This window comes from Solimonas marina, from assembly GCF_012241385.1.
GTDB lineage: Bacteria > Pseudomonadota > Gammaproteobacteria > Nevskiales > Nevskiaceae > Solimonas > Solimonas marina.
The window spans coordinates 18113-31742 of the sequence record NZ_JAAVXB010000007.1 but is presented as its reverse complement, the minus strand read 5'-3'; the positions used below and the strand labels follow the sequence as shown (position 1 = coordinate 31742).

Below are 13630 nucleotides of genomic sequence, written 5' to 3'. Positions count from 1 at the left end.
AGACAAGCAATGGCTTTGAGCCGCGAGCAAATGGCGCAGTGGGTGGCCAACGAACTGAAGGACGGTGATTACGTCAACCTCGGCATCGGCATCCCGACGCTGGTGGCCAACTATGTGCCGCCGGGCATCGACGTCATGCTGCAGTCGGAGAACGGTCTGCTCGGCATGGGGGCGTTCCCGCTGGAGCAGGATATCGACGCCGACATGATCAATGCCGGCAAGCAGACGGTGACGGCGCGCGCCGGCGCATCGATTTTTTCGTCCGCCGAGTCCTTCGCGATGATCCGCGGCGGCCACGTCGATCTGACGGTGCTCGGCGCGTTCGAAGTCGATGTCGAGGGCAACATCGCCTCGTGGATGATTCCCGGTAAGCTGGTCAAAGGCATGGGTGGCGCGATGGACCTCGTCGCCGGCGCCGACAACATCATCGCGGTCATGACCCACGCATCGAAAGGTGGCGAGTCGAAATTGCTCAGCCGTTGTTCGCTGCCGTTGACCGGCGCCGGCTGTATCCGCCGCGTACTGACCGATCTGGCCTATCTCGAAATCGAGGATGGGGCCTTCGTGCTCAAGGCGCGCGCGCCGGGTGTCAGTGTCGAGGAGATCGTGGCGAAGACGGCAGGTGCGCTGCGCGTTCCGGACGAGGTGCCGGAAATGCGCTTCTGAGCCGCAGTGGCTGTTCTGAGCCGTAGTGACTGCGAACAAAAAAGCCCCATTGCAGGGGCTTTTTCTGAAAGTGCACACCCGTCGGAGGTCGCGCAGGACTCGAGCGCTGCCGCGCTGCATCCATGTAGAACTGCTTGGGCCGGGCGAAGTCCGTTGCCGGAACGAACGCTTTGAGTTCGACGGTTTTCAGGCTTACGCGCGAGTTCCCCGCGGCGTTTCCACCCGACGATACTGTACGAAGGAAATTTCGTTGCCGTCCGGGTCTCGGACGTGAAAGTCCGTGCCGCCCCAGGCGTGCTCCAGCAGGTCGCGAGCGATGTTCACGCCGCGCGCTGCATATTCGGCATGCAGGCCGCGCACATCCGAAACCTCGATGGTGACGAGGATCAATGATGGTTCGCGCGCGGCCAGTTCGGGGAAGTTGGGCTGTCCGACGAAGCGAAGATGCAGACAGGCACCATCGCGCGATACGGCGCCGTAGAAGGGCGGGTCGCCATGCAGAAAGCGGGTCTCGAAGCCGAGTTCGTCGGCGAAGAACGCTGCGGCCCGCGTGACGTCCCGGACGAAAAGAATCGGGATGGCCGTCTTCATGCGCGGCGTCGGGGTTGGCCCTGTGTCGGGCTGGTGTGTGTCCTTGCCGAGTCCGATCAGCGCGGCCAATACCTTGCGTAGCGTCACGACCCCGCGTTGTCCGACGCGCGCTTCAAGCTGACGGTCGACGTGCAAGCGAGCCGAGGTCTGTACCAGCGCAGCGTCACGACCGCGTTCGGTCAGCGTGACGATGAGACGGCGACGGTCTTCAAGATCGACACGGCGTTCCAGATATCCGCGCTCGACCAGGGTATCGACCAGCTGTCCGCTGGCCTGCTTCGATAATCCGAGATCGGCAATGATGCGGGCGAGTGGCGCCTCGCGTGCTTCGGTCGCGAGACCACCAATGACGTAGAGGCCGTTCTTGGGGATGTCACCGTACCCTGCGCCGTCGAGCGCCTCGCGCATCGCGCGCCCATATGTGGAGCGGGCATGCCGGAGCAGCGCCGGGATGGATACAGCGTTGTACCAGGGGCTGGCGAGCGGCATGGCTTATTTAGTATTGAAATTTTATAGTAAATTATCAGTACTATATGGGCGAAGCAAGCACCCGTGATGCAATCGCAGGGGGCGTGGTGATGTCACCTGGCCTTGCCTGAAAGCGGTGGGGGCGGAGAAACGTAGGGTTTTCAGCCCAGGGGCCGATTTTCCATCGAGCACTTACGGAAAAGCCCCACTGAAGGGGCTTTTCCGTAATGTGGCGGAGAGAGAGGGATTCGAACCCCCGGACGGTTGCCCGTCAGCGGTTTTCAAGACCGCCGCAATCGACCACTCTGCCATCTCTCCTGAAGCGCGCAATTCTACCGAAAACGCCGGCATAAACGGGGGCGTCCGGCGGCCGATGGGGTTTGCCGGTTTTGCGTGCGGCGCCGCATGATCGGGTTTTGCTTTTGTACGGAGACGAACATGATGGGAGCGAAATGGCGCAGCCTGCTGGCGGTGGCGGGCTTTTGGGCGGCGGGCACGGCATTCGCGGCGCCCGCCATTTCCGGCTATGGCGCCTTCCATGAGATTCCCGGTGCCGCCTATGTGCCGAGCCCGAAGGCGCAGTACCGCGTGGTGTTCACGCTCGATCAGGCGGCAAAGTCGCCGGCCGACATCAATCGCGCGCTCGATCGTGTCGCGCGCACCGTCAATCTGTATGTGGCGTCGGGCGTGCCGCTCGGGCACCTGCACTTCGTCGCGGTGATTTCCGGGCCGGCGACGCCGATCGTGCTCGACAATGCGCACTACCACGAGAAGTTCGGTGTCGATAACCCGAACGTGCCGTTGATCGCGGCGCTGCACGCGGCGGGCGTCGACGTTGCGGTCTGCGGCCAGGCCGTGCATGGCTTCGGTTTCGAGCCGGGCTGGCTGGCGCCGGGCGTGACGCAAGCGCTGTCGGCGCTGACCACGGTGACCTTGCTCGAGCAGCAAGGCTATGTGTTGATGCCGCTGTAGCGCGGCGGCTGGCGGCGCCTCTAGCTCTATCGAGTTATGGGCAGCTCGCCCACGGCGGCCGAGAATCCAGGTCGATTCCATCGCCGCGAACAGGGGCACCATGAGGAGAAACTTTGTCCGGGGCGCGGCGCTTGCCGCGCTGGTCTGCAGCGCATGCTCGGGTGGCGGCGGTGGTTCGTCGTCAGGCGATGCCGGAAGTGGCGGCGGTTCGTCGTCCGGCGACGATGCGGCGCAGCGGCACATCCTGTTTGTCGGCAACAGCTTCACGCATGGCCGCTACCAACCCGTGCGGCTCTACAACAACGGCGGTACTTCGGCCATCAGCGGCGGCTCGCCGCTGGTGATCGACGACAACGCTGACGCCACCGGCAGCCGTGCCGAGGACAACGAAAGCGGCCCGTTTGGTGGCATTCCCGGCATCTTCGCCGAGTTCGCCGTCGAGTCCGGCCTGGACTACGACGTGCATATCGAGGCGATTTCGTCGGCGACGCTGAAGACGCATATCTCGGCGGCATCGAGCGTCATGTACGACGCCAAGTGGGACGCGATCGTGCTGCAGGAGCAGAGCACGCGGCCGTTACCGTCGGCGCTGGCCGGCGACTCGAACCACGATGCAGCGGTGTTCTGCAGCTCGGTGCAGTCGATCGAGACCTCATTGCACAACGTCGCGCCGTCGGCGAACGTGTGGCTCTACGAAACCTGGCCGCGTGCCGATACCGCGCAGACGCTGGCCGGCAGCACGTCGTCGTCGGATTTCGCGACGAACTATGCCGATGCGTTGCAGCAGCTCGGCGATGCCTACCACGATGCCTACTATCGCGCGGCGGCGCGCGACGGCGACGTCGCCGGTGTCGCGCCGGTCGGCGATGCATGGATGCGGGCCTGGGCGCAGGGCATTGCCGAGCCGAATCCGTACACTGGCAGCACCGGTCTGCCGTCGCTGTGGTACGGCATCAATGCCAGCAACGATCCGCAGATCAGCAGTGCCGATCGCTACCACCCGAGCATCTACGGCGCGTATCTGTCGGCGCTGGTTCTGTTCCAGCGCATCACCGGCGTCGAGGCGACGACGCTGGGCTCCGGCGAGAGCGCCGCGGCGTCGCTGGGCATCAGCCCGACCATCGCGGTGCAATTGCAGCAGATCGCATCGCAGACCGTCAGCGGTGCCGACGCGACACTGGTCAATGCCAGCCCCGATCCGTGCACGGACTTCTGAAGTCGAGGTCTCAGCGGCTGGCGTCGGCGAGCAGCGCCAGCACGCGACGCTCGGCCCAGCTGCTGTAGCGCAGGTCTTCGATGAAGCCGCAGTGGCCGCCGTAGCGCGTCAGATCGAACGCGCGCAGCGCGCCCTGCGGCCGCAGGGCCTGGAAGTCGTCGACCGGAATGACCGGATCGTCGGCAGCGGTGATGATCGCCAGCGGCGTCGGTGACGCATAGAACTGTTCGGCGCCCAGCGTGTAGGCGGCGAAGTAGGGATCGATCGCGCCGTACTCGGTATGCCGTTCGGCGAACACGCGCGTGATCTCCATCAGGCTTTTGCCGTCGAGCAGGGCGGTGGTGTCGATGTCCGGCCAGGCCGCCTTCTTCGCCTGCACGGTGCGCCGCCACTTGCCGGTGAAGTACCAGCGAAACAGTGACGGGCCGTCGTCGATGGCCTGCATCGTCGCGCGCGGATTGATGGCCGGCGAGATGCCGACCGCCAGCCGCGGGTGAACGCCGGCAGCCGGACCATGCAGGCCGACGCGCAGCGCGAAGTTGCCGCCGAGCGAGAAGCCAACCACCAGCAGCGGCATCGGCTTGAGCATCGCCTGCGCACTGGCGATCGCGCCGAGCACCTCGTCGATGCGCGCCGAATGGAAGAATTCCGGATTCAGGTGATGGCTGCCGCCGTGGTCGCGCAGATTGAGGCGCAGCACGTCATAGCCGGCGGCGTAGGTCTGGCAGGCCATCGAGTACAGATAGCTCGATTCGTGGCTGCCTTCCCAGCCGTGAATCAGCACCGCGAAGCCGCGTGTCGATGCGCCTTCGGGCTGGCGCGACAGCCAGCCGCCGAGACGTACGCCGTCGCCGCCGTCGAGCAGCAGGTGTTCGGCGCAGGCTTCCATGCGCCCGTCGCGCTTCAGCCATCGGCGACGGCGCGGGCTCTTGGTCGCGAGGATGGACTGCAGCTGCGCCGGCCGCAGCCAGGCCGGCGGCGCGAAGCGGTCAGCGCCGGCGTGCGGATCGGCACTCACGCGAGACGGTCGAGGATGCCTTCGTAGATGCGCGACAGGCGATCGAGATCGGTGACCAGCACGTGCTCGTCGATCTTGTGAATGCTGTCGTTGATCGGGCCGATTTCGACCACCTCGGCGCCCCACGGCGCGATGAAGCGCGCATCGGACGTGCCGCCGCCGGTGAACAGCAGCGGATCAAGGCCGGTGACGTCGCCGACCGCGGCGCGCGCCGCTTCGATCAGCGCACCTTCGCGGGTCAGGAACGGCTCGCCCGAAAGCCACCAGTCGGCCTCGTAGCGCAGGCCGTGGCGGTCCAGCACCTCGCTGACCCGCGCCTTGAGGTCTTCGGCATTCGACTCGGTGCAGAAGCGGAAATTGAAAACCACGTCGACGGCGCCGGGAATGACGTTGCTGGCGCCGGTGCCGGCGTGGAGGTTCGAGACCTGGAACGAGGTCGGTGGGAAGTGCGCGTTGCCGCGATCCCAGACCGTCGTGGTCAGCTCGGCCAGCGCCGGCGCCAGGCGATGGATGGGGTTGTCGGCCTTGTCGGGGTAGGCGACGTGGCCTTGCTTGCCGAGTACGCGCAGATTGCAACCCAGTGAGCCGCGGCGGCCGATGGTGATGCGGTCGCCGAGTTGGCGCGCCGCAGTGGCCTCGCCGACCACGGCGTAGTCCGGCGTCAGGCCGCGCGATTTCAGTACCTCGACGACGTGGCGCGTGCCGTGCCGTGCCGTGCCTTCCTCGTCGCTGGTGATGAGGAAGGCGAGGGTGCCCTGGGTCGGACCGCGCGCCAGCCGCCGCTCGGCGGCGACGACCATCGCCGCCAGGCCCGACTTCATGTCGGCGGCACCGCGACCGTAGAGCACACCGTCGCGAATCTGCGGGTCGAACGGATCGCTCTGCCATTCCTGGTGCGGTCCGGGCGGCACGACGTCGGTGTGTCCGGCAAGGATCGTCAGCGGCGCACCGCTGCCGAGCGTTGCCCAGAGGTTGGTGACGCCGCCGGCGTCTATCCATTCGAGCGTAAAGCCGAGCGCGGCGAGCCGCTCGCCGATCAGCGCGCAGCAGCCGGCATCGTCGGGTGTCAGCGACTTGCGTGCGATCAGCGCACAGGTGAGGTCAAGCACCGGGCGCGGTGCGGCATCGTCGGCCATGGCAACAACATCCGTGAGGGGACGCGAATTCTAGCGCCTGGGGCTTCTGACCGATAATGGCCACCCATTCTCCCGCCAGGGGCCGACATGCCCGATACCCAGGTCGCCGAAATCGCCCACACCATCCAGGTCGCGGTTGCGCCGGTGTTCCTGCTTGGCGGCGTCAGCGCGATGCTCGGCGTGCTGACCAGCCGGCTCGGCCGCATCATCGATCACGCGCGCCGTCTTGAAGGGCAGTACGTCACGGCGCCAGACGAGCGCCTGCCGGGCTTGCGCATCGCGCTGCGCAACCAGGCGCGGCGGGCCAATCTGACCAGCTACGCGATCGGCTTTTGCATCGGCTGCGCCTTGCTGATCGCCAGCGTCATCGTCGTGTTGTTCGTCGGCACGTTCGCGCGCTGGAATCTGTCGATTCCAATCGGCGTACTGTTCGTCGCGTCGATCACGTCGTTGATCTGCGGCCTGATGTGTTTTCTGCGCGAGATCCAGCTGGCGACCCAGCATCTACGCATCGGCGAGCTGGAGCCCGATCGCGTACGGCCCGGCGCGCCGGTCTCGCATCGCGGCGAGGCGGGCAAGGGCTGAGCGGCGGCGAACAGCGAACGGCACTTAACCGCAGATTTCGCAGAAGGAATCCCGCGTCGCGCTCGCTCGTCGGGCGTTGTGGTGGCGTCATCTGACACGGCGCCTTCCGGCGGGTCGCGGCTTGCGCCACTCCTACAGGTCGAACGTTGTAGGAGCGGTGCCAGCCGCGACCTTCTCTGCCAGGCGCAGACCGTGGTTTCGCACCGATTGCATCAGAAGAAACCGTCGTTCGGTTGTTTCTTCGAATCTGTGCAATCTGCGGTTCTAAAGCTTTTTGCGCGTTGCCGCCGTGCGCGATTACAGATCGCGCAGCAGGGCGTTGATGCCGACCTTCTTGCGCGTGTTCTCGTCGACGCGCTTGACGATCACGGCGCAGTTGAGGCTGTACTTGCCGCCGGCCTTGGGCAGGCTGCCGGCGACGACGACCGCGCCGGCCGGCACGCGGCCGTAGCTGACGGTGTCGGCGTCGCGATCGTAGATCGGCGTGGACTGGCCGATGAACACGCCCATCGAGATCACCGCGCCCTTTTCGATGATCACGCCCTCGACGATTTCCGAGCGCGCGCCGATGAAGCAGTCGTCCTCGATGATGGTCGGCGTTGCCTGCAGCGGTTCGAGCACGCCGCCGATGCCGACGCCACCCGACAGATGGCAGTTGGCGCCGATCTGCGCGCAGGAGCCGACGGTGGCCCAGGTGTCGACCATGGTGCCGCTGCCGACGTAGGCGCCGATGTTGACGTACGACGGCATCAGGATCGCGTTCGGCGCGATGAACGAGCCCTTGCGCACCGCCGCCGGCGGCACGACGCGCGCGCCCTGTTCGACGAATTCCTTGGCGCTCCAGTTGGCGAACTTCAGCGGCACCTTGTCGTAGCCGAGCAGGCCGCCCATTTCGATCGGCGCGTTGTCATGCAGGCGGAAGTACAGCAGCACGGCCTTCTTCAGCCATTCGTTGACCTGCCAGCCGTTGGCGGTCGGTTCGGCGACGCGGGCTTCGCCGCGGTCGAGCAGGGAGATCGCGCTTTCGATCGCGCTGCGCGCGCCGGCGTCGTTCTTGTCGAACTGTGCGCGCGTTTCCCAGGCGGATTCGATCTGCTGTTGGAGCGTGGTCATGTCGTGGACTCTTGTTGTGCGGGATTGTCGAAAGAGCGGTCGCGGCTTGCGCCGCTCCTACATGCTTGCTCGTAGGAGCGGCGCGAGCCGCGACCATCGTTGGGGGTTACGCCGGATCGCGGTCCAGCGTGCGGATCAGCACCTCGCGCAGATCGTCGAGCGCATGCTCGTCGACGATCGGCCGGTGCATGCGGTCGGTGACGTAGAACACGTCTTCGGCGCGCTCGCCGATCGTGCCGATCTTGGCCGCATTGAGCAGGATGCCGCGTTTCTGGAACACGCGACCGATGATCGACAACAGGCCCGGTTGGTCGGCAGTCACCAGTTCGAGAATGGTGCGGCCACGCGTATCGTCCTGGCTGAAGTGGACGTTGGTCGGCGTGTTGAAATGCTTGAGGCGCTGCGGCACGCGTCGGTTGACGTCGATCGTCGAGACTTCAGGATCGGACAGCACCTTGCGTAATGCATCGCGAATTTCGTCGAAGCGGATCGGCTGCGTGATCGGCGTGTTGTCGCCTTCCATGACCACGTAGGAATCGAGCACGAAACCGTCGTCGGTCGTATGCAGGCGGGCGTCGAGAATGTTCAGGCCCAGACGCGCGAGCACGCCGGTCGACAGGCCGAACAGGTGATCGCGGTCGCGCGTGTAGATGAACACGCTGGTGCCGCGACCGCCGATCGAGGCGACCAGTACCAGCGGCAGATCCTGCTCCTGCGCCGAGAGAATGGCCGGCAGGTGCCAGGTCAGTTCCTCCGGCGTCTGCCGTACGAAGTAATCATCGTCGAAGCGCTTCCACTCGGTTTCGGCGCGCTCGCGACCGATGCCCTGCGATTCGAGCAGCGCCAGCGCCTTGGTGCGGATTTCCGCGCTGCGCTCCTCGGCGTGCAGGGGATTGTCGATGCCGCGCTCGAAGGTGCGCACCGACAGGTTGTACAGCTCCTTGAGCAGCGAGTCGCGCCAGGCGTTCCACAGTGCCGGATTGGTGCCACGGATATCGGCACAGGTCAGCAGATACAGATAGTCGAGGCGCTGGCGCGTGGCGACCAGGCGCGCGAACTCGGCGATCACGTTGGGGTCGCCCAGATCCTGCTTCTGCGCGGTCAGCGACATCAGCAGATGGTTCTGGACCAGCCAGCGCACCAGCGCCGCATCGCTGTGCGACAGGCCGTGGTCGAGGCAGAAGCGCTCGGCCTCGTCGGCGCCGAGTGCGGAATGATCGCCGCCCTGGCCCTTGGCCATGTCGTGCCAGAACGCCGCCAGATACAGCAGCTCCGGCTTGGCGAGACGGTCCATGACCTGGCTGCAGAACGGCAGTTCCTGGCGGAAGCGCTGCATCGCCATGCGCCGCGCATTGCGCACCACGTACAGGATGTGCTCGTCGACCGTCAGTGTGTGGAACAGGTCGTACTGCATCAGGCCGACGATGCGGCCGAACGCCGGCAGGTAATGGCCGAGTACGTTGTAGCGGTTCATGCGCCGCAGGTTGCGCGTCAGGCCGCGGCCTTCGCGGAACATCTCGATGAACAGCGAACGCGCCTGCACGGACTGCCGCACCTGGTCGTTGATCAGGCGGCCGTCGCGCAGGATCAGGCGCAGCGTCTGCGCGCGGATGCCCTCGATCTTCGGGTGTTGCTGCAGCAGCAGGAAGACCTCGATCAGCGCCCACGGATAGCGCTGGAAGATGTCGTCGGTACGTGCTTCGAGATAGCCGCTGCGGACCTGGAAGCGCGGGTTCAGCGCGATCGGTTCGCCACCCGGCAGCGGGTGGATGATGGCTTCCTCGAACAGCTGCAACAGCATGTCGTTGAGGCACGACAGCGACTTGATCGTGCGGTAGTACAGCTGCATGAACTGCTCGACCGCGCGGTTCTTGTCGTCGTCCTCGTAGCCGAACAGCTCGGCGACGCGGATCTGGTGATCGAACAGCAGGCGGTCTTCGTGGCGACCGGTCAGCATGTGCAGCGCGAAGCGCACGCGCCACAGGAAATCCTGGCCGGCGAACAGCTCGTTGCATTCCTGCTGGGTCAGAAAGCCGCGCTCACGCAGCTCGCCGAGGGTCTGCGCACCGAAGTAGCGCTTCGTCACCCAGCCGATGGTGTGGATGTCGCGCAGGCCGCCCGGCGATTCCTTGACGTTCGGCTCCAGCTTGTAGCCGGTGTCGTCGTACTTGCGGTGGCGGGCCTGCTGCTCGGCCTTCTTCGCTTCGAAGAAGTCCTTGACCGGCCACAGCTTGTCCGGCGTCAGCGCCGCCTGCATCTGCTCGAACAGGGCCGCGTCGCCGGTCAGCAGGCGCGCTTCGAGCAGGTTGGTGATGACGGTGATGTCCTTTTCCGCCTCGGCGACGCATTCGGCGACGGTGCGCACGCTCTGGCCGACTTCCAGGCCGATGTCCCAGCCGAAGGCGGTCATCTGCTCCAGCGCGCTGCGGTATTCCTCCAGTGCGCCGTCCTGGTGCAGCAGCAGGATGTCGATGTCGGAATGCGGCAGCAGTTCGGCGCGGCCGTAACCGCCAACCGCGACCAGCGCGATGCCGGACGCGGCGTCCGGCAGGAACTTGTGCCAGGACGCGCGCAGCACCTCGTCGACGAGGTGGGAACGGGCATGGACCAGCGAGTCGGCCGGCAGGCCCTCGTAGAACAGACTGTGCAGGCGCTCGCGACCCCAGGCCAGGGTGTCGCGGAACGCGGCGATCGAATGGCCGCCCTGCGTCAGGCGCGAGCGGATGCGCGCGGCACTGAAGATGCCGGCGGCTTGTTCGTCGGCCAGATCGATTTCGGCGCCCATCAGATCTGACCGTCGCGCAGTGTCAGCACCTCATAACCGTCTTTCGTCACCAGCACCGTGTGCTCCCATTGGGCCGAGAGCGAATGATCCTTGGTGACCACCGTCCACTGGTCCGGCAGCAGCTTCACATCGGCGCGGCCACCATTGATCATCGGCTCGATCGTGAACGTCATGCCCTCCACGAGTTCAAGACCCGTGCCAGCCCGGCCGTAATGCAGGACCTGCGGGTCTTCGTGGAAGCCGCGGCCGATGCCGTGACCGCAGTATTCGCGAACCACCGAGAAGCCGCGCGCCTCCGCGTACTTCTGGATGGCGGCGCCGATGTCGCCGAGGCGAGCGCCCGGGCGGACCTGCTGGATGCCCTCGATCATTGACTCGTGCGCGGTTTCGGACAGCCGGCGGGCGAGGATGCTCGGCTCGCCGACGTAATACATGCGGTTGGTGTCGCCGTGCCAGCCGTCCTTGATGACGGTGACGTCGACATTGAGTACATCGCCCTTCTTCAGGACCTTGGGACCGGGAATGCCGTGGCAGACCACGTGGTTGACCGAGGTGCAGATCGACTTCGGGAAGGGCGGCCGGCCGCCGCCGCCGCCGTAGTGCAGCGGCGCCGGGATGCAGTCCAGCGTGCCGACGATGTATTCGTGGCAGATGCGGTTCAGCTCGTCGGTGGTGACGCCCGGCTTTACATACGGCTCGAGCATCATCAGGACCGACGCGGCGGCTTCGCCGGCCTCGCGCATCTTTTGCTGCTCTTCTGGGGTTTTGATCGAAACGGCCATGCGTGCCTGGTGCTCGGGTTTCGCTGCTCGCAGTGCAGCAAAACTCGTTGTTTTCAAAGGGGCGCTATGGTATAAAGCGCGCCCTCCAAAGGCAATCGGACAGCGTCTTTTTCGTCCTCGCCTGCGGAAATCCACTCGCGCCACTTCCAGGTGCCCACCCGTATCGGGTCGGACTCCGGCGCGATTTGCCATAACCTGTAGGAGTCACCATGTCTGACATTACCATGCGCCAGCTGCTCGAGGCGGGTGCCCATTTCGGTCACCGCACGCGCTACTGGAACCCGAAAATGGACCAGTTCATTTTCGGTAGCCGCAACCGCATTCATATCATCAACCTCGAGCAGACGCTGCCGCTGCTGAAGGACGCCTGCTCCTTCGCCGGCAAGCTGGCCGCCAACGGTGGCCGCATCCTGTTCGTCGGCACCAAGCGCGCCGCGCGTGAGACCGTCGAGGAAGAGGCCAAGCGCTGCGGCATGCCGTATGTCAACCAGCGCTGGCTGGGCGGCACGCTGACCAACTTCAAGACCGTCAAGACGTCGATCAAGCGCCTCGTCGAGATGGAGAAGCAGGTCGAAGATGGTTCGATCGCGCGCCTCAACAAGAAGGAACAGCTGACCTTCACGCGCGAGATCGAGAAGCTGCGCAAGTCGCTGGGCGGCATCAAGGAAATGCCGAGCCTGCCGGACTGCCTGTTCGTCATCGACACCGGCTACGAAAAGAACGCCGTGCTCGAAGCGCGCAAGCTGGGCATCCCGGTCGTTGCCGTGGTCGACTCGAACAATGACCCGAGCATGATCGACTGCGTCATCCCGGGCAACGACGACGCGACCCGTGCGATCAAGGTCTACGCCCAGTGCGTGGCCGACGCCATCATCGAAGCGCGTGGCGCCAACCCGGTGCCGTTCCGCGTCACCGAGGAATCGGTGGCCGCCGCCGAAGAGCGCGAAGCGCCGCGCAAGCCGCGCCCGCCGCGCAAGCCGGGCGGTGACCGCGCCGGTCGCGGCGCTGGCCGCCGCGGCGAGTAAGCACCGGAAACGTCAAGACGACGGCGGTCACGCCGCCGTCGTCTTGCTTCCGTAACCTGCCTCGACGACTTCTGCTCGTCGGCAGGACCCCGTTATTCGCGGGCCGCCACGGCCCCATCAGATCAAGCATTCAGGAATTCCCATGAGCACTCCGATTACTGCCGCCCTCGTCAAGGAACTGCGCGAACGCACCGGCGCCGGCATGGGCGATTGCAAGAAGGCGCTCGAAGCCACCGGCGGCGATCTCGACAAGGCTGCCGAGAAGCTGCGCATGGACGGCGCCGCCAAGGCCGACAAGAAGGCCAGCCGTACCGCGGCCGAAGGCGTGCTGGCCGTTGCCGGCAACGACAGCGCCATCGCCATCGTCGAACTGAACAGCGAGACCGACTTCGTCGCCAAGGGTGACGAGTTCCGCACGCTGGCCCTCATGGCCGCCCAGGCGGCGCATGCCGAAAAGCCGGGCGACACCGAGGCGCTGGTGCGCCTGCAGGCCGGCGAGCGCACGCTCGACGATCACCGCCGCGGCCTGATCGCCAAGCTCGGCGAGAACATGACGATCCGTCGCTTTGCGATCGTCGAGTCGGCCGGCGGCCCGCTGGTCAGCTACCTGCACCCGGGTGACAAGATCGGCGTGATCGTCGCGATGGAGTCGGGCGACGTCGAGCTGGCGCGTGACCTGGCCATGCACATTGCCGCGATGAACCCGCGCTTCCTCGACGCCAGCGAAATTTCGGCTGACGTGCTGGCCACCGAGCGCCGCATCATCGAGGCGACCGTTGCCCAGGAGCAGGCCGACGCCAAGGCTGAAGCCGAGAAGTTCGCTGCCGCCATCCAGGAAATGGACGCCGAGAAGCAGAACGGCACCTACGAAGGCCTGTCGGACGAAGAGAAGAAGGGCTGGGACGACGACTACGCGATGATCAAGAAGCGCCTCGGCGGCGGCTTCAAGCCGAAGCCGGCGGAGATCATCACCAAGATGATCGACGGCCGTGCGGCCAAGTTCGTCAACGAAGTCACGCTGCTCGGCCAGCCGTTCGTCAAGAGCCCGGACGAGACGGTCGAAAAGCTGCTCAAGTCCAAGAACGCCAAGGTTGCGCGTTTCGTGCGCTTCGCGGTCGGCGAGGGCATCGAGAAGCAGGAAACCGACTTCGCGGCTGAAGTCATGGCGCAGGCCGGTATCAAGAGCTGAAAATCGCGTAAGATCGACGCCAAGCGTTTGAATGTGAAGAAGCCCCGGAAACGGGGCTTCTTTTTAAGTACCATTCGGACGCGC

The 13630-nt window shown here is 65.5% G+C and carries 12 protein-coding genes and 1 tRNA gene; 6 read left to right on the top strand and 7 right to left on the bottom strand.

Annotation, left to right across the window (positions count from 1 at the left end):
* Positions 1-9 precede the first annotated feature (9 nt).
* Positions 10-666 (top strand): 3-oxoacid CoA-transferase subunit B, encoded by a 657-nt coding sequence (locus G7Y82_RS12915; protein ID WP_168148549.1) that lies wholly within the window; start codon positions 10-12, stop codon positions 664-666.
* A gap of 192 nt (positions 667-858) precedes the next feature.
* Here the strand turns inward: G7Y82_RS12915 and G7Y82_RS12910 are convergent, their stop codons facing one another.
* Together G7Y82_RS12910 and G7Y82_RS12905 are read right to left on the bottom strand one after the other, a co-directional pair.
* Positions 859-1746 (bottom strand): glyoxalase superfamily protein, encoded by an 888-nt coding sequence (locus tag G7Y82_RS12910; RefSeq protein ID WP_168148548.1) that lies wholly within the window; start codon positions 1744-1746, stop codon positions 859-861.
* A 209-nt stretch (positions 1747-1955) separates the two neighbouring features.
* Positions 1956-2043: transfer RNA gene (locus G7Y82_RS12905), tRNA-Ser, on the bottom strand.
* A 120-nt stretch (positions 2044-2163) separates the two neighbouring features.
* On the opposite strand from G7Y82_RS12905, the gene G7Y82_RS12900 reads away from it, so the two are divergent.
* Together G7Y82_RS12900 and G7Y82_RS12895 are read left to right on the top strand one after the other, a co-directional pair.
* Positions 2164-2697 carry a DsrE family protein gene (locus G7Y82_RS12900; RefSeq protein WP_168148547.1) on the top strand — a complete coding sequence of 178 codons (534 nt, stop codon included), beginning with the start codon at positions 2164-2166 and terminating at the stop codon, positions 2695-2697.
* Between the two features lie 100 nt (positions 2698-2797).
* The gene (locus G7Y82_RS12895) at positions 2798-3913 is read left to right on the top strand and encodes a hypothetical protein (protein ID WP_168148546.1); all 1116 of its coding nucleotides are present in this window, start codon (positions 2798-2800) and stop codon (positions 3911-3913) included.
* A gap of 10 nt (positions 3914-3923) precedes the next feature.
* On the opposite strand, the gene G7Y82_RS12890 is transcribed toward G7Y82_RS12895, so the two are convergent.
* Positions 3924-4931, bottom strand: coding sequence for a YheT family hydrolase (locus G7Y82_RS12890; RefSeq protein ID WP_168148545.1), 1008 nt, complete (start codon positions 4929-4931; stop codon positions 3924-3926).
* Entirely contained in the window at positions 4928-6067 is a 1140-nt protein-coding gene (dapE, locus tag G7Y82_RS12885; protein ID WP_168148544.1) for a succinyl-diaminopimelate desuccinylase, read from the bottom strand. Before dapE ends, G7Y82_RS12890 begins: the two co-directional genes overlap by 4 nt.
* An 87-nt stretch (positions 6068-6154) precedes the next feature.
* On the opposite strand from dapE, the gene G7Y82_RS12880 reads away from it, so the two are divergent.
* Positions 6155-6652 carry a DUF2721 domain-containing protein gene (locus tag G7Y82_RS12880; protein WP_168148543.1) on the top strand — a complete coding sequence of 166 codons (498 nt, stop codon included), beginning with the start codon at positions 6155-6157 and terminating at the stop codon, positions 6650-6652.
* A gap of 297 nt (positions 6653-6949) precedes the next feature.
* Here the strand turns inward: G7Y82_RS12880 and dapD are convergent, their stop codons facing one another.
* The 3 genes from dapD to map all read right to left on the bottom strand — a co-directional run bounded on the left by dapD (position 6950) and on the right by map (position 11332).
* Positions 6950-7765, bottom strand: coding sequence for a 2,3,4,5-tetrahydropyridine-2,6-dicarboxylate N-succinyltransferase (gene dapD / locus G7Y82_RS12875; protein WP_168148542.1), 816 nt, complete (start codon positions 7763-7765; stop codon positions 6950-6952).
* Between the two features lie 106 nt (positions 7766-7871).
* Positions 7872-10550 (bottom strand): [protein-PII] uridylyltransferase, encoded by a 2679-nt coding sequence (gene glnD / locus G7Y82_RS12870; RefSeq protein WP_168148541.1) that lies wholly within the window; start codon positions 10548-10550, stop codon positions 7872-7874.
* Positions 10550-11332, bottom strand: a complete 783-nt coding sequence (gene map, locus G7Y82_RS12865) for a type I methionyl aminopeptidase (protein ID WP_168148540.1) — start codon at positions 11330-11332, stop codon at positions 10550-10552. Before map ends, glnD begins: the two co-directional genes overlap by 1 nt.
* A gap of 209 nt (positions 11333-11541) precedes the next feature.
* On the opposite strand from map, the gene rpsB reads away from it, so the two are divergent.
* On the top strand, positions 11542-12357 hold the full coding sequence (gene rpsB / locus G7Y82_RS12860) for a 30S ribosomal protein S2 (protein WP_168148539.1): 816 nt from the start codon (positions 11542-11544) through the stop codon (positions 12355-12357).
* A gap of 142 nt (positions 12358-12499) precedes the next feature.
* Positions 12500-13546, top strand: coding sequence for a translation elongation factor Ts (gene tsf, locus G7Y82_RS12855; protein WP_168148538.1), 1047 nt, complete (start codon positions 12500-12502; stop codon positions 13544-13546).
* Positions 13547-13630: the final 84 nt, after the last annotated feature.

What these genes read in the sequence shown, in the direction of transcription:
- G7Y82_RS12915 (WP_168148549.1), top strand. Translation starts at nt 10, where the DNA reads ATGGCTTTGAGCCGCGAGCAAATGGCGCAGTGGGTGGCCAACGAACTG.
- G7Y82_RS12910 (WP_168148548.1), bottom strand. Translation starts at nt 1,746, where the DNA reads ATGCCGCTCGCCAGCCCCTGGTACAACGCTGTATCCATCCCGGCGCTG.
- G7Y82_RS12900 (WP_168148547.1), top strand. Translation starts at nt 2,164, where the DNA reads ATGATGGGAGCGAAATGGCGCAGCCTGCTGGCGGTGGCGGGCTTTTGG.
- G7Y82_RS12895 (WP_168148546.1), top strand. Translation starts at nt 2,798, where the DNA reads ATGAGGAGAAACTTTGTCCGGGGCGCGGCGCTTGCCGCGCTGGTCTGC.
- dapE (WP_168148544.1), bottom strand. Translation starts at nt 6,067, where the DNA reads ATGGCCGACGATGCCGCACCGCGCCCGGTGCTTGACCTCACCTGTGCG.
- G7Y82_RS12880 (WP_168148543.1), top strand. Translation starts at nt 6,155, where the DNA reads ATGCCCGATACCCAGGTCGCCGAAATCGCCCACACCATCCAGGTCGCG.
- dapD (WP_168148542.1), bottom strand. Translation starts at nt 7,765, where the DNA reads ATGACCACGCTCCAACAGCAGATCGAATCCGCCTGGGAAACGCGCGCA.
- glnD (WP_168148541.1), bottom strand. Translation starts at nt 10,550, where the DNA reads ATGGGCGCCGAAATCGATCTGGCCGACGAACAAGCCGCCGGCATCTTC.
- map (WP_168148540.1), bottom strand. Translation starts at nt 11,332, where the DNA reads ATGGCCGTTTCGATCAAAACCCCAGAAGAGCAGCAAAAGATGCGCGAG.
- rpsB (WP_168148539.1), top strand. Translation starts at nt 11,542, where the DNA reads ATGTCTGACATTACCATGCGCCAGCTGCTCGAGGCGGGTGCCCATTTC.
- tsf (WP_168148538.1), top strand. Translation starts at nt 12,500, where the DNA reads ATGAGCACTCCGATTACTGCCGCCCTCGTCAAGGAACTGCGCGAACGC.